General features: G+C 72.3%; 22 protein-coding genes. 14 read left to right on the top strand and 8 right to left on the bottom strand.

Going from position 1 to position 18,120, the window contains the following annotated elements:
• Positions 1–21: 21 nt before the first annotated feature.
• Genes ACTIFV_RS15600 through ACTIFV_RS15580 form a run of 5 tightly spaced genes read left to right on the top strand, consistent with a single transcriptional unit; the run spans position 22 to position 3,517 of the window.
• On the top strand, positions 22–1,230 hold the full coding sequence (locus tag ACTIFV_RS15600) for a cation:proton antiporter (RefSeq protein ID WP_439593716.1): 1,209 nt from the start codon (positions 22–24) through the stop codon (positions 1,228–1,230).
• Positions 1,227–1,712, top strand: coding sequence for a glutaminase (locus tag ACTIFV_RS15595; protein WP_439593715.1), 486 nt, complete (start codon positions 1,227–1,229; stop codon positions 1,710–1,712). Before ACTIFV_RS15600 ends, ACTIFV_RS15595 begins: the two co-directional genes overlap by 4 nt.
• A 51-nt stretch (positions 1,713–1,763) precedes the next feature.
• The gene (locus ACTIFV_RS15590) at positions 1,764–2,570 is read left to right on the top strand and encodes a tryptophan-rich sensory protein (RefSeq protein ID WP_439593714.1); all 807 of its coding nucleotides are present in this window, start codon (positions 1,764–1,766) and stop codon (positions 2,568–2,570) included.
• Positions 2,571–2,603: 33 nt separating this feature from the next.
• Positions 2,604–3,092: a MogA/MoaB family molybdenum cofactor biosynthesis protein gene (locus ACTIFV_RS15585; RefSeq protein ID WP_439593713.1), complete on the top strand. Its 489-nt coding sequence runs from the start codon at positions 2,604–2,606 to the stop codon at positions 3,090–3,092.
• The gene (locus ACTIFV_RS15580; protein ID WP_439593712.1) at positions 3,089–3,517 is read left to right on the top strand and encodes a molybdenum cofactor biosynthesis protein MoaE; all 429 of its coding nucleotides are present in this window, start codon (positions 3,089–3,091) and stop codon (positions 3,515–3,517) included. The genes ACTIFV_RS15585 and ACTIFV_RS15580 overlap by 4 nt, the downstream gene beginning before the upstream one ends.
• Positions 3,518–3,528: 11 nt before the next feature.
• On the opposite strand, the gene ACTIFV_RS15575 is transcribed toward ACTIFV_RS15580, so the two are convergent.
• Genes ACTIFV_RS15575 through ACTIFV_RS15550 form a run of 6 tightly spaced genes read right to left on the bottom strand, consistent with a single transcriptional unit; the run spans position 3,529 to position 7,485 of the window.
• Positions 3,529–3,762, bottom strand: a complete 234-nt coding sequence (locus ACTIFV_RS15575; RefSeq protein ID WP_439593711.1) for a MoaD/ThiS family protein — start codon at positions 3,760–3,762, stop codon at positions 3,529–3,531.
• Positions 3,762–4,025 (bottom strand): DUF6457 domain-containing protein, encoded by a 264-nt coding sequence (locus ACTIFV_RS15570; protein ID WP_439593710.1) that lies wholly within the window; start codon positions 4,023–4,025, stop codon positions 3,762–3,764. The genes ACTIFV_RS15575 and ACTIFV_RS15570 overlap by 1 nt, the downstream gene beginning before the upstream one ends.
• Positions 4,022–4,630: a molybdenum cofactor guanylyltransferase gene (gene mobA / locus ACTIFV_RS15565; RefSeq protein ID WP_439593709.1), complete on the bottom strand. Its 609-nt coding sequence runs from the start codon at positions 4,628–4,630 to the stop codon at positions 4,022–4,024. The genes ACTIFV_RS15570 and mobA overlap by 4 nt, the downstream gene beginning before the upstream one ends.
• A gap of 2 nt (positions 4,631–4,632) precedes the next feature.
• The gene (moaC, locus tag ACTIFV_RS15560) at positions 4,633–5,121 is read right to left on the bottom strand and encodes a cyclic pyranopterin monophosphate synthase MoaC (protein WP_439593708.1); all 489 of its coding nucleotides are present in this window, start codon (positions 5,119–5,121) and stop codon (positions 4,633–4,635) included.
• A gap of 4 nt (positions 5,122–5,125) precedes the next feature.
• Entirely contained in the window at positions 5,126–6,373 is a 1,248-nt protein-coding gene (locus ACTIFV_RS15555) for a molybdopterin molybdotransferase MoeA (RefSeq protein ID WP_439593707.1), read from the bottom strand.
• Entirely contained in the window at positions 6,370–7,485 is a 1,116-nt protein-coding gene (locus tag ACTIFV_RS15550; RefSeq protein WP_439593706.1) for a ThiF family adenylyltransferase, read from the bottom strand. Before ACTIFV_RS15550 ends, ACTIFV_RS15555 begins: the two co-directional genes overlap by 4 nt.
• 111 nt (positions 7,486–7,596) lie before the next feature.
• On the opposite strand from ACTIFV_RS15550, the gene ACTIFV_RS15545 reads away from it, so the two are divergent.
• From ACTIFV_RS15545 to ACTIFV_RS15530, 4 genes are read left to right on the top strand one after another with little or no spacing between them, the layout of a single operon-like run.
• Positions 7,597–7,983 carry a TOBE domain-containing protein gene (locus ACTIFV_RS15545; protein ID WP_439593705.1) on the top strand — a complete coding sequence of 129 codons (387 nt, stop codon included), beginning with the start codon at positions 7,597–7,599 and terminating at the stop codon, positions 7,981–7,983.
• Between the two features lie 3 nt (positions 7,984–7,986).
• On the top strand, positions 7,987–8,784 hold the full coding sequence (modA, locus tag ACTIFV_RS15540; RefSeq protein WP_439593704.1) for a molybdate ABC transporter substrate-binding protein: 798 nt from the start codon (positions 7,987–7,989) through the stop codon (positions 8,782–8,784).
• A gap of 34 nt (positions 8,785–8,818) precedes the next feature.
• Entirely contained in the window at positions 8,819–9,625 is an 807-nt protein-coding gene (locus tag ACTIFV_RS15535) for an ABC transporter permease (RefSeq protein WP_439593703.1), read from the top strand.
• On the top strand, positions 9,622–10,722 hold the full coding sequence (locus ACTIFV_RS15530; RefSeq protein ID WP_439593702.1) for an ABC transporter ATP-binding protein: 1,101 nt from the start codon (positions 9,622–9,624) through the stop codon (positions 10,720–10,722). The genes ACTIFV_RS15535 and ACTIFV_RS15530 overlap by 4 nt, the downstream gene beginning before the upstream one ends.
• A gap of 27 nt (positions 10,723–10,749) precedes the next feature.
• On the opposite strand, the gene ACTIFV_RS15525 is transcribed toward ACTIFV_RS15530, so the two are convergent.
• Positions 10,750–11,496, bottom strand: coding sequence for a glutamine amidotransferase-related protein (locus tag ACTIFV_RS15525; RefSeq protein WP_439593701.1), 747 nt, complete (start codon positions 11,494–11,496; stop codon positions 10,750–10,752).
• A gap of 121 nt (positions 11,497–11,617) precedes the next feature.
• Between ACTIFV_RS15525 and ACTIFV_RS15520 the strand changes: the two genes are divergently transcribed.
• The 4 genes from ACTIFV_RS15520 to ACTIFV_RS15505 are packed head-to-tail and all read left to right on the top strand — an operon-like array spanning position 11,618 to position 16,709.
• Positions 11,618–12,235 carry an RNA polymerase sigma factor gene (locus ACTIFV_RS15520; protein ID WP_439593700.1) on the top strand — a complete coding sequence of 206 codons (618 nt, stop codon included), beginning with the start codon at positions 11,618–11,620 and terminating at the stop codon, positions 12,233–12,235.
• Positions 12,225–12,692, top strand: a complete 468-nt coding sequence (locus tag ACTIFV_RS15515; protein WP_439593699.1) for a hypothetical protein — start codon at positions 12,225–12,227, stop codon at positions 12,690–12,692. The genes ACTIFV_RS15520 and ACTIFV_RS15515 overlap by 11 nt, the downstream gene beginning before the upstream one ends.
• Before the next feature lie 39 nt (positions 12,693–12,731).
• Positions 12,732–14,225, top strand: a complete 1,494-nt coding sequence (locus tag ACTIFV_RS15510) for a S8 family peptidase (RefSeq protein ID WP_439593698.1) — start codon at positions 12,732–12,734, stop codon at positions 14,223–14,225.
• A 21-nt stretch (positions 14,226–14,246) separates the two neighbouring features.
• The gene (locus ACTIFV_RS15505) at positions 14,247–16,709 is read left to right on the top strand and encodes a CHAT domain-containing protein (RefSeq protein ID WP_439593697.1); all 2,463 of its coding nucleotides are present in this window, start codon (positions 14,247–14,249) and stop codon (positions 16,707–16,709) included.
• 200 nt (positions 16,710–16,909) lie between these two features.
• On the opposite strand, the gene ACTIFV_RS15500 is transcribed toward ACTIFV_RS15505, so the two are convergent.
• Positions 16,910–17,617, bottom strand: a complete 708-nt coding sequence (locus ACTIFV_RS15500) for a LysR substrate-binding domain-containing protein (RefSeq protein WP_439593696.1) — start codon at positions 17,615–17,617, stop codon at positions 16,910–16,912.
• A gap of 37 nt (positions 17,618–17,654) precedes the next feature.
• On the opposite strand from ACTIFV_RS15500, the gene ACTIFV_RS15495 reads away from it, so the two are divergent.
• Entirely contained in the window at positions 17,655–18,050 is a 396-nt protein-coding gene (locus ACTIFV_RS15495; protein ID WP_439593824.1) for a DUF1304 domain-containing protein, read from the top strand.
• The last annotated feature ends 70 nt before the right edge of the window (positions 18,051–18,120 follow it).

Raw genomic sequence — 18,120 nt, 5'->3', positions numbered from 1 at the left:
GGCGATCGCTACTCTGATCCCGTGGACGACCTCGAACCGACACTGCTGATCATCCCGATCCTCGCGGTGCTCGCACCGCTGCTCGCCCGCGCGATCGGACGCGTCGCGCGCGTGCCGATCGTCGTCTTCGAGCTGATCCTCGGCATCATCGTGGGCCCGAGTCTGCTCGGCTGGGCGCAGCCGTCCGATTTCGTCGACACCCTGTCCAACTTCGGACTGGCGATGCTCTTCTTCGTCGCCGGGTCCGAGATCGAGTTCATCGCCTTCCGCGGGCGCACGGGGCGCCGCGCGGCTCTCGGCTGGCTCCTCAGCATCGCGGGCGGCATCGCGCTCGGCTGGATCATCGCTCCCGGAGAGCCCGCCGTGATCATCGGCATCGCGCTCGCATCCACGGCGCTGGGCACCCTCCTGCCGATTCTGCGGGATGCCGGCGAGCTGCGCACACCGTTCGGCATGGCGATCGGCGCGATCGGCGCGGTCGGCGAGTTCGGCCCTCTCATCGCGATCTCGATCTTCCTCGGCGGGCGGGAGCCCGGCATCTCGACCATCGTCCTCGCGGCCTTCGGCGTCATCGCCGGGCTCGCCATCTGGTTCGCGTTCCGCGTGCCCCAGGGCGCGATGCACCGCTTCGTCAACGCGACGCTGCACACCTCCGGTCAGTTCGCGATCCGCCTCCTCTTCCTCATCCTCGGCGTCCTCGTCGCGATCAGCATCTTCTTCGACCTCGACATGCTCCTCGGTGCGTTCGCCGCCGGCGTCGTGTGGAAGCTCATGATGCGGGATGCCGCCCCCGCCGACCGCGCCGCCGTCGAGAGCAAGGTCGAGGCCGTCGCGTTCGGGTTCCTCGTGCCGGTCTTCTTCATCTACACGGGTGTCACGTTCGACCTCGCCTCGCTCCTCGCGCAGCCCGTGCTCTTCCTGCTCGTGCCGGTGGCTCTGCTCGCGCTCCTCATCGTGCGCGGCCTGCCCGCGATGCTGGCCGCGCCGCAGGGATCGTCCCGTCGAGATCGCATCGCGGTCGGCCTGATGGGGGCCACGGGACTCCCGATCATCGTGGCAGTGACCGCGATCGGGGTCGACGAAGACGTGCTCACGTCGGCATCCGCCTCCGTCCTCGTCGGCGCCGGAATGCTGTCGGTGCTGATACTGCCGCTCGTGGCGACCGCTCTCCGCGGCGAGCCGACCACTGTGCCGCCCGGCCGGCCTGCTCGCGAAGACGACCTCGCGTGAGTGCGCGAGAGCTGTTCGACGAGGCGCGGCGCATGCTCGCTGATGCGCCCCGCGAGGCGCTCGGCCGCGAGGTCGAACCGCGCCGCATCCTCGGGATCGGCCGTGGGTCGCGCATCACTCCGGTCGGCTCCGTGTGGCACCTGGGGGTTCTGCTGATCGGCGAGGACGACGTCTTCGCGACGGGCGACATCCTCCGCTCGCATCAGGAGGTGCGGCGCGGCTATCCGGCGGAGTCCCAGCGGCGCCGGGCGGAGCGCTCTGCCGCGGCCTTCCGGGGCGGATTCCCCGAGGGGGCGACGGTGCACGTCGGGTGGCGGATGCTGGACCTCGTCGCGCTCGAGAGGGGTGAGGCATCCCGTCCCCTCGCCATCGTCGACGGCGAACCGAGCGTGCACTGGAGCGCCTCGGGAGGGTACATGCCGCTGGGGCGATATCTCGACGAGCGTGTCGCGCTGCTGACGGATCCTCCGCACGGCGCGTGACCGGGTTGTCAAGGCCCTGACCTCGGGACCGGCGACACGTACCGTCGGAGGATGGACACCTCCCGCAACGACATCGCGCGGCAGATCGCCGTCATCTCGTCGACCGTCTTCATGATCATCGCCGCTGTGGTCGGCGCCGGGGTGCTCGGGGGCACGCCGGTGCAGGACCTCCAGGACGGCGCTCTCGCCGCCGACGCGACGCTCCTCGCGCCGGCGAGTCCGGCGTTCTCGATCTGGTCCGCGATCTACGCGCTCATGATCGCGTACACCGTGTGGCAGGCGCTCCCGTCCCAGCGGTCGCGCGAGCGTCAGCGTTCGCTGGGCTGGTGGATCGCGCTGACCGCCGTCCTCAACGGGATCTGGCTGCTCCTCGCGCAGTATGCGACGCTGCCCCTCACGGTCGTCGGAATCGTCGCTCTGCTCATCGCGCTGGGCATCACCTTCCAGCGGACGGTCGCCTTCGAATCCGAGGGGCTCCTCGACACGCTGTTCGCGGACGCGAGCGTCGGCCTCCACCTCGGATGGGTGTCGCTCGCCACCGTCGCGAACATCACCGCGTGGCTGACGGCGGACGGACCGCGCGAATGGGAGTCCGCCGGGACGACCCTGGGCGTCCTGGTGCTGATCGTCGTCGGGATCATCGGGCTCGCGATCGCCTGGTTCAGCCGCTGGCGGGTTGCGCCGGGGCTGGCGCTGGCGTGGGGGCTCAGCTGGCTGGCGTACAACCGTCTCGAGCTCTCGCCGCAGGACACCGCGATCGGTGTCACCGCCGCGATCGTCGCCCTGGTGGTCTCGATCGTCCCCATCGCGGGCTCGATCGTGCGCCACGCCACCGCTCTGCGCAACGCGGAGGCGTGAGGGGGCGGAACGTCCCGACACTAGGCTGGCGACGTGGACGCTGAAGGCATCTCCGCCGTCGTGGTGACGGTCTCCGACCGCTCGGCGGCGGGTGCGCGCGAGGACGCGTCAGGTCCGGTGGCCGTCGCGGCATTGCGCGACGCCGGTTTCGCCTGCGACGCGGCCGTCGTCGTCCCCGACGGCGCGGCCAGCGTCGAGAGCGCACTGCGCGCCGCGCTCGACTCCGGTGCCCGGCTCATCGTGACGACCGGCGGCACGGGGCTCGCTCCGCGCGACGAGACACCCGAGGGCACGGCGCGGGTGCTCGAACGCGAGATCCCCGGACTCGCGGAGGAGCTCCGACGCCGCAGCGCGGCGGAGAAGCCGGCGGGGATGCTCTCGCGGGGGCTCGCCGGCACGTCACGTCGGGCACTGATCGTGAACCTCCCGGGATCCCCGGCCGCCGTGGCATCCGGCATCCCCGTCATCCTGTCCGTCGCTCGGCACGTCCTCGATCAGCTCACCGGCGGAGACCACGGATGACCGGCGTCCGCCTCGCACGCCTCAGCGACGAGCCGCTCGACGTCGCGGCGCACCTCGCCGCCGTCGACGATCCGACGGCGGGCGCCGTGACGACGTTCATCGGCCGCGTGCGCGATCACGATCCCGACGCCGCGACCGCCGTCGTCGCGCTGGAGTACTCGTCGCATCCCGACGCCGAATCCGTGCTGCGCGGCATCGCCGCGACCGCGATCGGCGACGGCGGCGCGATCGTCGCGGTGTCGCACCGCACGGGTCGACTCGACGTCGGAGACATCGCCGTCGTGATCGCCGTCGCATCGCCGCACCGCGCCGAGGCGTTCGCGGTCTGCCGCGACGTGATCGAGACGATCAAGCGGGAGCTGCCTGTCTGGAAGCGTCAGGTCGAGGCCGACGGCACGACCGCGTGGAAGGGCATCGGGGGCTGATCCCGTGCCGGTCAGCCGCCCGCGAACGGCGGCAGCACATCGACGAGTGTGTCCGATGAGAGCGACGCATCGTCGTCGACGCGTGCGCCGTCCACCAGCACGGCGCAGCGCGGCAGCAGGTCCGCGAGTGCGGGATGCTCGGTGACGAGGGCCGCGCGCAGCTCGGCGAGCGTCGCGGCATCCCGCATCTCCTCCGAGCGACCCGCCATCTCCTCAGCGGCGGCGAAGAACCGTACGCGAGCCATCAGGACTCCCAGCCCTTCGCGAGTGCCGTGACGGCCGCCACGGCCGCACGCGTGTCTTCGGGCGAGCCTCCCGCGCGGCCGGCGACGAGACCCGCCGCGAAGGCGCTGAACGGCGCGGCGGGTCGCGCGACGCCCGTCGCCACATCGCGCGCGAGGTCCAGGATCAGCGCGATCGGCAGGTCCTCCTGCGCGAGGTCGAAGCGCTCGCGCAGCGCGTCCGCCCACGCGTCCAGGGCTTCGGGGGGCAGGGTGCGGTGGCTCATGGCTTCTCCTCGGCAGCGGCCCGTGCGCGGGCCCGCGTGAGATCCTCCCACGTGTCGATGTCGGTCGCGACGCCGGGCTCGGCGCGCACCACGCCGATCTGCAGATCGTGCAGGAGCGCGCGGGCGGGTGCGTCCCTGCCGGCGTCGGGAAGAGCGGATGCCACCGCCCGCACCGCCGCCGTGCGGTACAGCCCGCTCAGCCATTGGGGTCGCCCGGACTCGTCTGCCAGGCACAGTCCGTCCGTGTCGGACGGGAGGAGCGGACGGTCGGCGAGGAGTCGCGCGACGACGTCGTCGACGCGAGGCAGATCGCAGGCGAGCAGGAACATCCATTCGGGGTCGCTGCCGCGGGCTGCCCACCGGGCGAGACCCGCGATCGTCGCCGCCGCCGGACCGCCGAAGGGCGGCTCCTCGCGTGCCCAGTCAACCTGGCGCGAGGTCGGCTGCGCGTCGCCGACGACGGTGACGGGCGATGCGCCCGCGCCGGCGACCGCTTCGACGGCGCGGTCGAGGAGGGTCATGCCCCCGACCTCGAAGAGCGGCTTGGCGGCGCCGCCCACGCGCACGGCGCGCCCTCCCGCGAGCAGGATGGCACCGACGTCCACGATCACGCCTCTTCGGCGCGCGCCCAGTCGCCGCTCTTGCCGCCCGTCTTCTCGATCAGACGGATGCTCTCGATCGAGGTCGCCTTGTCGAGACCCTTCACCATGTCCACGACCGCGAGTGCGGCGACCGAGACGGCGGTGAGCGCTTCCATCTCGACGCCGGTGCGATCGGCGGTGCGCACGGTGGCCTCGATCGCGACGCCGTCATCGCGCACGTCGAGGTCGACGACCGCGCCGTGCACGCCGATGACGTGCGCGAGCGGGAGGAGGTCGGGCGTCCGCTTGGCAGCCTGGATGCCGGCGATCCGCGCGACGGCGAGGACGTCGCCCTTGGGCGCGGCGCCGTCTCGGAGGGCGGTGACGACCGTGGCGGTGCAGCGCACGAATCCGCGCGCCGTCGCCGACCGGACCGTCGGCTGCTTGAGGGTCACGTCGACCATGTGCGCGTTCCCGGCGTCGTCCAGGTGGGTGAACGGATGCGGCGTGCTCATGGGATCAGCCTTCCATCGTGATGAGCAGGACGTCGACGAGGTCACCCGGGGCGACGGCATCCACGTCCGCGGGGACGACGGCGTAGGCGTCGGCGCGCGCGAGGGAGCCGGGCAGGTGCGACCCCGAGCCGCCGCTCGTGGCGGGCGCGACGGTCCACCCGGCGGGGTCGGAGCGGTCGATCGCGGCGGGAAGGTACTGGCGCCGGTGCGGGGGTGTGCGCCATGCGGTCGAGGCCGGCAGTCGGAGGGTCGGACGATCGAGCGTCGAGCGCCCCTGGAGCGCGAGCAGGGCGGGGCGCACGAAAACCTCGAACGAGACGGCGGCGCTCACGGGGTTGCCCGGAAGTCCGAACAGCAGCACGCCCTCGGGGGTCGTTCCGAAGCCCTGCGGCTTGCCGGGCTGCATGGCGACGCTCCGGAAGCCCATGAGTCCGCCCAGCGTGCTCTTCACGACTTCGTACGCCCCCGCGCTCACGCCGCCCGAGTACACGACGGCATGCGCACCGAGCGCGATGGCGTCGGCGATCGCGCGCAGCGGACCGTCGCCGTCGTCGGGCACGGTCCGGCGCAGGACGACCTCGCCGCCGGCCTCGACCACGAGGCCCGCGAGCAGCTCGCTGTTGGACTCGGGGATCTGCCCGTGCGCCAAGGGCTCCCCGGGCCGGACGAGCTCCGACCCCGTCGAGACCACGGCGACGCGTGGGCGCTCGGCCACGACGACGGCCGCGATGCCGGCGGCGGCCGCGGCGGCGAGCTGACGCGCGCGCAGCACGTGCCCGGCGGACAGCAGGACGTCGCCCACCACGGCGTCGACGCCGCGGAGGCGCACATGCGTGCCGGCGGCGCGGGGCGCGCGCAGCACGACGATCTCGCCCAGCGAGTCCTCGAGACCCCCGGCGGTGTCTTCGAAGGGCACGATGACATCGGTCGCGCTCGGCACGGGCGAGCCGGTCATGATGCGCGCCGCTTCGCCCGCGCCGATCGCGGGATCGGCCGAGGTCCCCGCGGGCAGGTCCGCGACGACGCGCAGGCGCACAGGAGCTTCGGGGCTCGCCGAGCGCACGTCCGCGAAGTGAACGGCGAAGCCGTCCATCGCGGAGTTGTCGAACACCGGGATGTCGACGCGCGCACGCAGCGGCTCGGCGAGCGTGCGACCGTGCGCGCGCTCGACGTCGAGCGTCTCGGACGGCAGCGCGCGGACGTGGCCGAGGATGTGCGCCAGGTGCTCCTCGACACCGACGAGGGCGGTCATGCGTCGCCCGCCATGACGGGAGCGGGGACGACGAGCGGCGCGCCGGCCGTCATCCATTCCTGCATCCCGCCGGCGAGGACCGCCGCCTCGACGCCGACCGAGCGGAGCGCCTCGGCAGCGCGTCGGGATCGCACGGAGGTGCGGCAGACCACGACGACCGGCCCCCGGACGGCGGCGGGGTCTGCGAGAAGCTGAGCGAGGGGGAGGTGACGGGCGCCGGGGATCATGCCGTCGGCGACCTCGTCGGCCTCCCGCACATCGATGACGGCGCGATCGGCGATCTCGTCTCGGCCGATGACGGCGATCGGGGGCTCCGCCGACGCGACCGAGACGGTGTCGTGCGTCGTCCGGGCCGCACGCAGCGGGACCTCGTGCTGTCGTGCACGCAGCGCGTCGATGACCAGGACGCGGCCGAGGAGCGGCTCGCCGACGCCCGTGACGAGCTTGATCGCCTCGAGCGCGAGGATCGATCCGATCTGCAGGCAGAGGGCGCCGAGCACTCCGACGTCCGCGCAGCTCGGCACGACGCCGACGCTGTCGGCGGGGTAGAGGTCGGCGAGCACGACCGGGGCGTGCCCGGGCGGCGGTGCGTTCCAGAACGTGGTGACCTGCGCGTCGAACTCCTGCACGGTTCCCCACACCAGGGGGATGCCGAGGCTCTCCGCTCCGGCGGCGACGGCGACGCGCGTCTCGAACAGATCCGAGCCGTCGATCACGAGGTGCGCTCCGCGCAGGAGCGTCGTCGCCGTCGCGGTCGTGAGACGCTCGGCGACGGGGACGACCCCCGTGTCCGACAGTGCGGCTGCGGCGCGCGCGGCACTGTGGACTTTGAGGATGCCGGCATCCTCCCGCCGATGCATCACCTGCCGCTGCAGATTCGAGAGCTCGACGACGTCGTCGTCGATGATCGTGATCGTGCCCACCCCGGCCGCCGCGAGGGCGAGGACGACGGGGGAGCCGAGACCGCCCGCGCCGACGACGGCGATGTGGGCTGCGGCGATCCGTCGCTGGCCGAGCTCGCCCAGGCCGGCGAGAACGAGATGGCGTGCCGTGCGGGCGCGCTCGGCGTCGGAGAGCGAGGAGACCGGCTCCACGAGCGGGGGCAGAGGCATCCACCCAGGCTACGCGCGCCCGGTCACGTGGAGACGGTCTGCTCCCCGGGAGGAGCAGATGCGGAGGTATTCGTTGAAAAGACCCGCATCTGCGGTGGTAGCTTGGGCAACGTGCCCACGTACCGCATCTCCGAAGCCGCGCGACTGCTCGGTGTGAGCGACGACACCGTACGTCGCTGGATCGACCAGGGCCTGCTGCCCGCCGAGGGGAGCCCCGCCGCGATCCCCGGACCCGCGCTCGCGGACCGCGCAATCGCGCTTGCCGCCGCGCACCGCGAACCCGATGTGCTCACCAGCGCCCGCAACCAGTTCACGGGTCTCGTCACCCGCGTGCAGATCGACGGGGTCATGGCGCAGGTCGACATCCAGGCCGGGCCGCACCGCGTCGTCTCGCTCATGTCGGCCGAAGCCGCCCGCGAACTCGGGCTCGAACCCGGATCGCTCGCCACCGCCGTCGTGAAGGCGACCTCCGTCATCGTCGAAACCCCGAAGGGCTGACCCGTGCGCACCTCACGTGCACTGCTCGCGGCCGTCGCGGCATCCATCCTCATCCTCACGGGATGCGCGAGCGGCGACCGGGCCCCCGGCGCCGCCACCGAACCCGCGGCGTCCGTCGGACCCGAGCCGACCGGTGAGCTCACGGTCTTCGCCGCCGCGTCGCTCGGCGCGGCCTTCGACGACATCGCCGCCGCGTTCGAGACGGCGCACCCGTCGCTCACGGTCGTGCCCATCCGCTACGACGGCTCGAGCACGCTCGCGACGCAGATCATCGAGGGTGCGCCCGTGGACGTCTTCGCCTCGGCCGACGAGAAGAACATGGCCAAGGTCACCGACGAGGGCCTCGCCGCGGATCCCGCCCGGTTCGCGAGCAACACGCTCGTCGTCGCGACACCGGCGGGCAACCCGGCCGGCATCACGACGCTGGCGGATCTCGCCGATCCCGGAGCGACGGTGGTCCTGTGCGCCGTCGAGGTTCCTTGTGGTGCCGCGGCGGCGACGCTCCTCGAGCAGCAGGGTGTCATCGTCTCGCCCGCGAGCCTCGAGCAGAACGTGACGGCGGTGCTGACGAAGGTCGCGAACGACGAAGCGGATGCCGGACTCGTCTACGCGACGGACGTCGAAGGCGCCGCCGATGTCGAGAGCTTCGTGCCCGAGGGGGCCGACGAGGTCGTCAACCACTACCCGGTCGTCGCCCTCACCGGCGCGGCGAACCCCGAGGCCGCCGCCGCATTCGTCGCGTTCGTGCTCAGCGACGAGGGCCAGAGCATTCTCGCCGAGTACGGCTTCGGCGCGCCGTGACCGGTGTCGTGCCGAGGAACACCGAGGGGTGGCGATGAGCCGACGCACGCGCGGATTCGTTCCCCCCGTGGTCGCCGTGCCGGCGCTCCTCGGTCTCGCGCTGCTCGTGCTGCCGCTCGCGGCCCTCATCGCCCGGGTGCAGTGGGACACGCTGTGGCAGGACATCACCGCGCCCGCGTCCCTCGACGCCCTCGGTCTCTCGCTCGCCACGGGCCTCGCGGCCACGGCGGTGTGTCTCGTGCTGGGCGTGCCGCTGGCGCTGTTCATCGCCCGAGCGGGCCCGCGCTGGTCCGGCGTGCTGCGCGCCGTCGTGACGGTGCCCCTCGTGCTCCCGCCGATGGTCGGCGGCGTCGCGCTGCTGTTCCTGCTCGGACGCAGCGGACCGGTCGGGCGGTTCCTGGACGACACGTGGGGGGTCACGATCCCGTTCACGACGACCGCCGTCGTCATCGCGCAGGTGTTCGTCGCCCTGCCCTTCCTCGTGCTCACGGTCGAGGGGTCGCTGCGCTCGGTCGGGGTCGACTACGAACGGGCCGCGGCCTCGCTCGGGGCAGGGCGCTGGCGCATCCTCCTGCGCGTCACGCTTCCCCTCGTCCGGCCCGGTCTGGTGGCGGGCGTCGTGCTGTGCTTCGCGCGCGCGATCGGCGAGTTCGGTGCCACGGCGCTCTTCGCCGGCAATGCGCCCGGTGTCACCCAGACGATGCCGCTCGCGATCTACACCGCCTTCAACGGGTCGGGTGTGGGGCAGGGTACCGCCGTCGCGCTGTCGCTCCTGCTCCTCGTGACGGCGATCTCGGTGCTGCTCCTCGTGCGAGGCTGGCGTCCGGGAGCCCCGCGATGAGCCGCGGAGCGCTCGACGCGCACGTCGTGGTCGAGCGGCCGGACGGGTTCCGGCTCGACGCGGTGCTGACTGCGGAGCCCGGCGAGACGATCGCCCTCGTGGGCCCGAGCGGTGCCGGCAAGTCGACGCTGCTCGCGGCGATCGCCGGGCTCGAGCTGAGCGGGGCCGGTCACGTGCGCATCGACGGCGTCGAGCTGTCGGGTCGACGTCCCGTCCCCGCTGAGAAGCGCGGGGTCGTGCTCCTGGGTCAGGATCCGCACCTGTTCCCTCACCTGTCGGCCCGCGACAACGTCGCCTTCGGTCTCCGCGCGCGCGGTGCCGATCGTCTGCACGCACGACGTGAGGCCGACGAGTGGCTCGCGCGCGTCGGACTCGACGGTCTCGGCGGCAGGTCGCCGAGAGAGCTCTCGGGCGGTCAGCAGCAGCGGGCTGCCCTGGCGCGCGCCCTCGCCACTTCGCCGCGGGTGCTGCTCCTCGATGAACCTCTGACGGCTCTCGATCCCGAGACGGCCGGCGACATGCGCGCCGTGCTGCATGCGCAGCTCTCCCAGAGCAGGACCACGGCCGTGGTCGTGACGCACGACGCCGTGGACGCGGCATCCCTCGCCCGACGCATGCTCGTGCTCGAAGGCGGACGCATCACGCAGGAGGGCCTCGTGCGCGACGTGCTCTCGGCGCCGGCCACGCGCTTCGCGGCTGCGCTCGTGGGCGTCAATCGCGTCGTCGGTCGGGCCCGGGACGGACGGTGGCGTGCCGCCGGCGGCGCGCCGATGGAGCTGAGGACGATGGATGCCGGAGACGTTCCGCTCGCGGCGCTCTTCCGCCCTGCCGACGTCGTCGTGGAGCCTCTGCATGACGCCGTGACGACGACGCATCCCGTCGGTCCGGGGCAGTGGGCGTCCCGCGTCGTGCGGTGGGAGCAGACGCCGTCGGGAGTCCGCGTGCATACGGCGGCGCCCGCCGTGGCCGTCGACCTCGCGACCGATGCCGTCGCCGACCAGCGGCTCGCGCCGGGGATGCCCGTGCGGCTCGGCATCGACGCCGCGGCCGTGCGATTCGTGCCGTGCGCCGCGAGCGAGGCACCGCGCGAGCCGTGACCCGCGTGCGCGAGCGGGCGCGCGCCGTCAGAGCGGCGCCGGACCGAACGCCTTCGCGAACGCGCGCAGCAGCCGCGCGGGTTCGGTGATGGATGCCGCGAGCACGCGTCCCGCGATGGCGTCGTAGTCGCTCGCGGCGAAGTACCCGTCGTCGCGGTACACGGCCATGCGCTCCGTGAAGGCCGCGCCGGTCGGCTCGGGGTGGAACTGCGTCGCGTAGAGGCGCTCGCCGACGCGGTAGGCCTGCACGGGGCATCCCGCATTCGTCGCCAGCAGCACGCCGCCGGGCGGCACCGACCCCGCGCCCTCCTTGTGCGCCGTGAGGGCGGTGAAGCGGTCGGCGAGACCGCCGAACAGCGGGTCGCCTCGGCCCTCGGCGGTCAGCTCCACTGTCACGGGTCCCGTGTCCTCGGGATGTGCGCGGCTCACCTCGCCGCCGAGCATCCGCGTCACGACACCGATCCCGTAGCAGGTGAACATCGCCGTCGTGCGCTGGTCGGCGGCGGCGCGGGCGATCCGCTCGAGGTCGGCCTCGAGGCGGCGCTGCACGTCCGTCTTGGAGGATTCGGGATCGGTGACGTTGAAGGGGCTGCCGCCGACGACGAATCCGCTGTAGCGGTCGAACACGTCGTCGGGCAGCGGGGAGTGCACCAGATCGAGCTGTGCGATCCCCGCAGCGTCCAGATGCGTCGCGGCGCGGAAGGACTCGTACTCGGCGGCGGCGGCGCCCTGCTGAGGCCTGACGCACACGTACAGGAGCGGTGCGGACGACATGGCGCGAGTCTAAGTCGACACTGCGCGGGGTGCGAGTCCATGACGTCCGGTATCGATGTCGGCACTCGTGTATCACGCAGGTCCTTCCCTGCTCTGGCAAGGTGTGGACACAATGGGCGCTATGGCGCACGCGGACCCGGCCGCTCCCGTCGACTCGACCGAGCCGACGCGGTGGGAGCGCGCCGCGGACCTCTTCCTGCGCTGGCGCGACGGGGACACCCGTGCGATGGACGACCTCGTCCGTCTCATGACCCCCGTGCTGTGGCACGTCGTGCGCGCGTACGGCCTGGATCGCGCTCTCGCCGAGGACGTCGTGCAGACGACGTGGCTGACTCTCGTGCGCAGGCACGAGTCGATCCTCGAGCCGCGCGCCGTGTCGGGCTGGCTCACGATGTGCGCGCGCCGCGAGGCGTGGCGCGTGGGCAAGAACCACCGCCGCGCGGATGCGACCGAGGTCGAGAGCCTCGAGCCCCATCTTCCCGTCCACGAATCCGCCGAGCAGACGGCCGCCACGGATGACGAGTCACGTCGTCTCTGGGGGGCCGTCGGCCGGCTCGACGACCGATGCCAGAGGCTGCTGCGCGTCGTCGCGTTCGATGAACGACCCGACTACGCGCGCATCGCGAAGGATCTCGCGATGCCGATCGGGTCGATCGGACCGACGCGTCAGCGCTGCCTCGGCAAGCTCCGGACCCTCATCGAGGGTGCCGGATGGGGAGGAGACCACCATGAGCACTGAGGACTTCGCCGCCGACGCGGCGCTCTTCGCGCGACTCCGCGGCGTGTGGCAGGAGGTCGATCCCGTGCCCGCCGGACTCGTCGACCGCATGGTCGCCGCCGTCGCCGTCGAGGATCTCTCGCGGGAGTACGCCCTGCTGACGCTGGTCGAGGCATCCGACCTCGCCGCCGTCCGCAGCGCGCACGACACCGCGACGCTGCAGTTCAGCGACGGGACGACGACCGTCCTGCTGCACGTGAGCGAGGACGAGGACGGAGGCCACCGGGTCGACGGATGGGTGGATGCCGCGGCCCTCGCGATCCGCTTGGAGCACAAGGGCGCGGAGCTGTCGGCCGACGCCGACAACGGCCGCTTCGCCTTCGAAGGCGTCGCCGCCGGCGTCGTGCGCCTGCGGATCGTCGTGCAGGGCGACGACGGCGACCTGCACGAATTCCGGACACCGCAGTTCGAGATCTGATCAGGCGCCGCGAGGCGCCGGAGAGCGAGAGAGAGACCGATGGTCGACGACGCGAATCAGGATGCCGCCCGAACGGGGTCATGGAAGGACGATCGCCTTCGGTGGAGCATCCTGAATCCCGCCGGTGAGAAGCGCGGCAGCGTCTTCTCGACGGTCTACGTGTCGGACGAGCTCCTCGTCGATCCCACTGCGACCGGCGACGGCGAGGACCCGTTCGGCACGCTCGAGGCGCTCGCGGCCCGTGCGGGATGGACCCTCGAGCAGCGCCCGCTCGAAGAAGGTCGCGACGGCGAGGCACGGTTCGCCGGCGCGAGCAGCACGTATCGAGTCCGGCTCGGGGTCGCCCCGTCGACCGGACGTGAGGCGGCGGTCGCCGAGACGCCCGACGCCTGGCAGCTCCTGCGACAGGCGCGTGCGAACGGCACGAGTGCGGGCGTGAGCCTCAACCACGTCATCACGACGGATTCCTTCGAGTCGAATCCGTTCAAGATGAACCCCTTCAAGATGAATCCCTTCAAGATGAACCCGTTCAAGATGAACGGCACGACGGTCGGGATGGACACCTACGCCTCCCCGGGCTTCGGAGGTCGGCAGCCGGTCGCCTACCTCGGCGAGGCTCCGGCGCGCGCCGACGTCAAGCGCCGTCCGGTCGTCGCGATCTTCGACACCGGCTGCGGCCGACACCCGTGGTTCACGCCGGACGTGATGATCGATCCCGTCCTCGGGGACGGCGAGCCGATCGGTCTCGCGAATCCCTGGACAGACCCCGAGCAGTATCCCTCGCTCGGTCGCCCGCTCGAGGGCTGGCTCGACGATGCCGCGGGGCATGGCACGTTCATCGCGGGCATCGTGCGCCAGCAGAGTCCGGATGCCTGGATCCTTCCGGTGCGGATCGCGGACGGCGAGGGGGTCATCCTCGAGCACGAGCTCATCGGCGCCCTGGGGCGCCTTCTCACGCTCATGGAGACATCCGAGGCGGAGGGCGGCCGCCGGGTCGACGTGCTCAACCTCTCGTTCAGCTTCTTCTCCGAGACGCCGGACGACCCGTCGACGGTCTCCGAGCTGTCCTCGCTGCTCGCGAAGATCCGCGGCCATGGCTGCGTCGTGGTGTGCTCGGCCGGCAACGACGCGACCGATCGTCCCGTGTCGCCGGCGACCCTCGGCGCCGGCGATCCTCTGCACATCGTGGTCGGCGCGCTCAATCCGTCACGGCGATCGGTCGCCCTGTTCTCGAACATCGGCCCCTGGGTGACGACGTGGGCGCCGGGTGTCAGCATCGTCTCGACGCAGCCGACGGACTTCGACGGGAGCATCCAGGCGGGCACGCGCGACGACCTGTACGGTCGGCGTCGCGAGACCCTCGACGTCGACGAGTTCCGCGGAGGGTTCGCCGTCTGGAGCGGAACCTCGTTCGCCGCTCCGGTCGTCGCCGGAAGGATCGCCGCCCACCTCGCCGCGGGGCTCGATCCGGCGAGCGCCGTCACGAAGGTGCTCGAGCGCGGCGAGAGCGAGGACGTCTCGCGCGACACGTGATCGAGCCGCCATAGTGAGGGTGTGACCCTTTCGGCGGCGGAGCTCTACCGGCGTGGCCGCGCGCACCTGAACGCGGGCCGCGCCGTGGCCGCACGCGGCTCGCTCCTGCGGGCGAAGGAACGCACCGAGGATCCCGATCTGCTCGCCCGGATCGACGGCGCGCTCGCCGCGCTCATCATCCGGCAGGGCGACTCGGAGCTCGCGGAGCGGCTCTGTCGCGAGGCGCTCGCCCGACCGGGCGTCTCGAGCCACACCACCGCGGTGCTCTACGGGCAGCTCGGTCTGCTCGCTCTGGAGCGCGGCGACCTCGACGAGTCGATCGCCCTGCTCACGCAGGGCATCGACGGGGTGGGCGATGACCGCGACTATCGCCCGATGATGCTCTTCAACCGGAGCGTCGCGCACATGCAGCGTGGCGATCTCGCCGCCGCGGGAGCGGATCTCGAAGCATCCGCGGCCGACTACGCGATCATGGGCGACGACGTCCAGCGCGCGATGGCAGAGAACAACAGCGGCTACGTCGCTCTGCTGGGGGGCGACCTCATCTCGGCGCTCGCGTCGATCGGTCGGGCGCGAGCCGTGATGGAGAAGACCTCCGCGGTCAACACCGCCATCTGCGAGCTGGACCGCGCCGAGGTGCTGCGGGAAGCGGGGATGTCGACGGATGCCGAGCGCAGCCTCGAACGTGTGGCGAGGGTCTTCGCGGCCCATCGGATGCGGCAGGCGCGCGGCGAAGCGGAGTACCACCGTGCGCGCACGCTCCTGACCCTCGCACCGCATCGAGCCGTCGCGGTGGCCGCCCAGGCGCGGCGCACCTTCACCCGCGCGGGCAGCGCGTGGTGGGCGCTCCGCGCCGATGCCGTCCGGCTCCGAGCGCTGCTCGCCGCCGATCTCCACGGCGGACCCGTGCGGGTGCGTCCGCCGGCCGCCGCGGAGGTCGCAGCCCTCGTCCGCGAGCTCGAGGACCGAAGACTGCGGGCGGATGCGGCATCCCTCCGTCTCTCATGGGAGCTGTGGCGCGCCGCGCGGGAGCCCGCGACGGCCGTCGCGCCCGTGCGCACTCCGCGCGACGCCCCCATCCAGGTGCGCCTCCTCGCGCACGAGGTGCGCACAGCCCGCTCGACCGCGCGCGGTGATCATCGTTCGGCGCGGCGCCATGCCGCTGCGGGGCTCGACGAGCTCGCCGATTGGCAGAGCGCTTTCGGGAGCCTCGATCTCGCGACGTCGCTCACCCTCCACGGCTCCGGCCTCATCTTCGCGGGCCTGCGCGCGGCGGTGCGGTCGTCGAAGCCGGATGTCGTCTTCGACTGGTCGGAGCGTGCGCGGCATCTCGCGCAGCAGAGCGTGCCCCTGCGTCCGCCACCGGACCCGGAGATGGCGGCCGAACTCGCCGAACTGCGCACGATCCGCGCCGAGGCGGGGTCCGAGGACTGGCTCGCCGATCCTCGCGCCGGCGACCTGAGTGAACGCGTACGAGAGCGGCAGTGGGCGGGGACTGCGGCCGTCGGCGCCGTGCCGCGGCTCTCGCTCGGCGAGGTGCAGGATGCGCTCGACGGCGACACGGCGGTCGTCACGTACGTGTTCGACGGCACCGCGCTCGTCGCGCTCGCGGTCACGGCTGGGTCTGCGCGGCTGTTCCGGCTCGGCGCCTGGCAGCCGATCGCGTCGTCGCTCGCGGGGCTGCGCGCCGATCTCGACATGTCGGCGCTCGTCCGCTCGGGGCCGCTCGCGGGAGCGGTGTCGGCCGGACTCGCGGCACGCCTCGAGGCGCTGTCGCGCATTCTCGTCGAGCCGCTCGAGGCATTCGTCGGCGGGCGTCGGCTCGTCGTGACGATTCCCGGTGTGCTCGGCGGACTCCCTTGGAGCATGCTTCCAGCGATGCGCACCCGTGTGTTCACCCTCGCCACGTCGGCATCGCAGTGGGCTGATCGGCCGCGGCCCCGTGCGCGGAGCGCCGTCGGACTCGTCGCCGGGCCGCGCGTCGCCCGCGCCGAGGAGGAGGTCGCGGGCGCTCGGGCGGCGTGGAGCGTCGCCGAGTCGCTGGCGGGAGAGCAGGCGACGGTCGACGCCGTGACGGCGCTGGCCGCGCGCGTCGATCTGCTGCACGTCGCCGCGCACGGGCGGCATTCTCCGGAGCATCCCCTCTTCTCCGGTCTCGAGCTCGCCGACGGTGCTCTCTTCGGCTACGACATCGACCTCATCGCCGACGTCCCCGACCTCGTGGTGATGTCGTCGTGCGAAGTGGGCCGCTCCGCGTCGCGCGGCGGCGAGGAGGCGATCGGGATGACGAGGATCTGGCTGCACGCGGGCACCTCGTGCGTCGTCGCCGCCCCCGTGGTCGTCGCCGACGACGTCGCCTGTGAGCTCCTCGGCGCGATGCACGTCGATCTCGCCGCCGGCGCGACACCGTCGGACGCACTCGCCGCGGCGTCCTCGCGCACCGGTCTCGTCGCGCCGTTCATGGCGCACGGCGCGGGGTTCTGAACTTTTCCCGTCGCGCGTGTATCAGTTCCCTGCGCGGGTTCTCCTTCATGTCGGAAGGGCGCTGCGTGAGGTCTGAGCCGGGGGGTCCGGACCGACTGGGGGCGTCGAGGTCGTGCTGGGGAGCGCACCGGGAGAGGATCCCTTCCACCACGGGGGATGTCGCGGAGACCAGGGTTCACGACATCCCCCGTCCTTCGTCGTCAGCCGCGGGAGGAGTTGGCGGTGCGCCCGCGGACGATGCCGATGAATGCTTCGACGGCGGGAGTCGTGGATGCCGTGGGCCACGCGACCCCGACGCTCGACGATCGCGCATCGCGCAGGATCCGGAACTCGACGTCCTTGCGGTGATGAGCCCGTGCGAGCGACATCGGCACGATCACGATGCCCACGCCGGTCGCCACCGTCTCTATCGCGTCGCCCGTCGTCGCCGGAGCGGCGAAGCGCGGGACGAGGGACCCCGGCACCTCGACGCCGAGCGCGTCGTCCTCCGCCGTGATGAGCACTTCGCCCGCGAGGTCCTCCAGCCCGAGGTCGTCCGCGGCGGTGAGGTGGGAGTCGGTCGACATCACCACGACCGGAAGCTCGTCGTAGAGCGGGATGACGCTCAGCCCCTCGGTCTCGATCGGGAGGCGCACGATCGCCGCATCGACCTCCCGCTCGACGAGCGCGCGCCGCTGATCGGCGACGGCGATCGGCACGAGCTCGAGCGGGGAGTCGTGGCGCTCCTGCCAGGTGTCGATCCATCTGCCGGGCGTCGCGCCGGGCACCGCGCCCAGGCGCAGCGCTCCCACCGGCGGGGGCGGGGGAGCGCTCGGCGGGGGCGGTGTCGCTCGCGCGCGCGCCGGGCGCTTCTGCGGCGGGCGCGCGGACGGGCGCTTGCCTCCGCGCGGCGCGCTGCCCTTGACCATGCGTCCCAGGCTAGCGGCGCGCTATCGTTCGCTCATGATCGCCATCGTCGCCACCGTGTTCGGCTCGCTCGCCGCGCTCCTCCACGTCTACATCTTCATCATGGAGAGCGTGCAGTGGACGCAGCCCCGGGTCTGGAGGCGGTTCGGCGTGACAGACCAGGCGGCCGCCGACACGACGAAGCCCATGGCGTACAACCAGGGTTTCTACAACCTCTTCCTCGCGGTCGGCGCCGTCCTCGGAATGGTGCTCTTCTGGGCGGGCGACAACGGCGCCGCCGCCGACATCGCGGGGCGCGCTCTCGTGCTGTTCAGCCTCGGCTCGATGCTCGCGGCATCCCTCGTCCTCGTGACGTCGGGGCGCAGGTATCTGCGTCCCGCGCTCGTGCAGGGCACCCTCCCGCTCATCGGGTTCGTGATGTTCTTCTTCGCCTGACGCGGCTGTCGACGCACGCAGGTTGCGTCGAAAGTCGATCGATGTATATCGTTTGTCGATAGATCAATCT

Origin of the sequence: Microbacterium sp. (assembly GCF_051860965.1) — a bacterium.
Lineage (GTDB): Bacteria > Actinomycetota > Actinomycetes > Actinomycetales > Microbacteriaceae > Microbacterium.
This window is presented reverse-complemented; position numbering and strand designations above follow the sequence as displayed.

Bases quoted from the DNA above. Each gene is read 5' to 3' on its own strand.
- ACTIFV_RS15590 (WP_439593714.1), top strand. From the start codon at position 1,764: ATGGACACCTCCCGCAACGACATCGCGCGGCAGATCGCCGTCATCTCG.
- ACTIFV_RS15580 (WP_439593712.1), top strand. From the start codon at position 3,089: ATGACCGGCGTCCGCCTCGCACGCCTCAGCGACGAGCCGCTCGACGTC.
- ACTIFV_RS15575 (WP_439593711.1), bottom strand. From the start codon at position 3,762: ATGGCTCGCGTACGGTTCTTCGCCGCCGCTGAGGAGATGGCGGGTCGC.
- ACTIFV_RS15570 (WP_439593710.1), bottom strand. From the start codon at position 4,025: ATGAGCCACCGCACCCTGCCCCCCGAAGCCCTGGACGCGTGGGCGGAC.
- moaC (WP_439593708.1), bottom strand. From the start codon at position 5,121: ATGAGCACGCCGCATCCGTTCACCCACCTGGACGACGCCGGGAACGCG.
- ACTIFV_RS15555 (WP_439593707.1), bottom strand. From the start codon at position 6,373: ATGACCGCCCTCGTCGGTGTCGAGGAGCACCTGGCGCACATCCTCGGC.
- ACTIFV_RS15550 (WP_439593706.1), bottom strand. From the start codon at position 7,485: ATGCCTCTGCCCCCGCTCGTGGAGCCGGTCTCCTCGCTCTCCGACGCC.
- ACTIFV_RS15535 (WP_439593703.1), top strand. From the start codon at position 8,819: ATGAGCCGACGCACGCGCGGATTCGTTCCCCCCGTGGTCGCCGTGCCG.
- ACTIFV_RS15530 (WP_439593702.1), top strand. From the start codon at position 9,622: ATGAGCCGCGGAGCGCTCGACGCGCACGTCGTGGTCGAGCGGCCGGAC.
- ACTIFV_RS15525 (WP_439593701.1), bottom strand. From the start codon at position 11,496: ATGTCGTCCGCACCGCTCCTGTACGTGTGCGTCAGGCCTCAGCAGGGC.
- ACTIFV_RS15520 (WP_439593700.1), top strand. From the start codon at position 11,618: ATGGCGCACGCGGACCCGGCCGCTCCCGTCGACTCGACCGAGCCGACG.
- ACTIFV_RS15515 (WP_439593699.1), top strand. From the start codon at position 12,225: ATGAGCACTGAGGACTTCGCCGCCGACGCGGCGCTCTTCGCGCGACTC.
- ACTIFV_RS15510 (WP_439593698.1), top strand. From the start codon at position 12,732: ATGGTCGACGACGCGAATCAGGATGCCGCCCGAACGGGGTCATGGAAG.
- ACTIFV_RS15500 (WP_439593696.1), bottom strand. From the start codon at position 17,617: ATGGTCAAGGGCAGCGCGCCGCGCGGAGGCAAGCGCCCGTCCGCGCGC.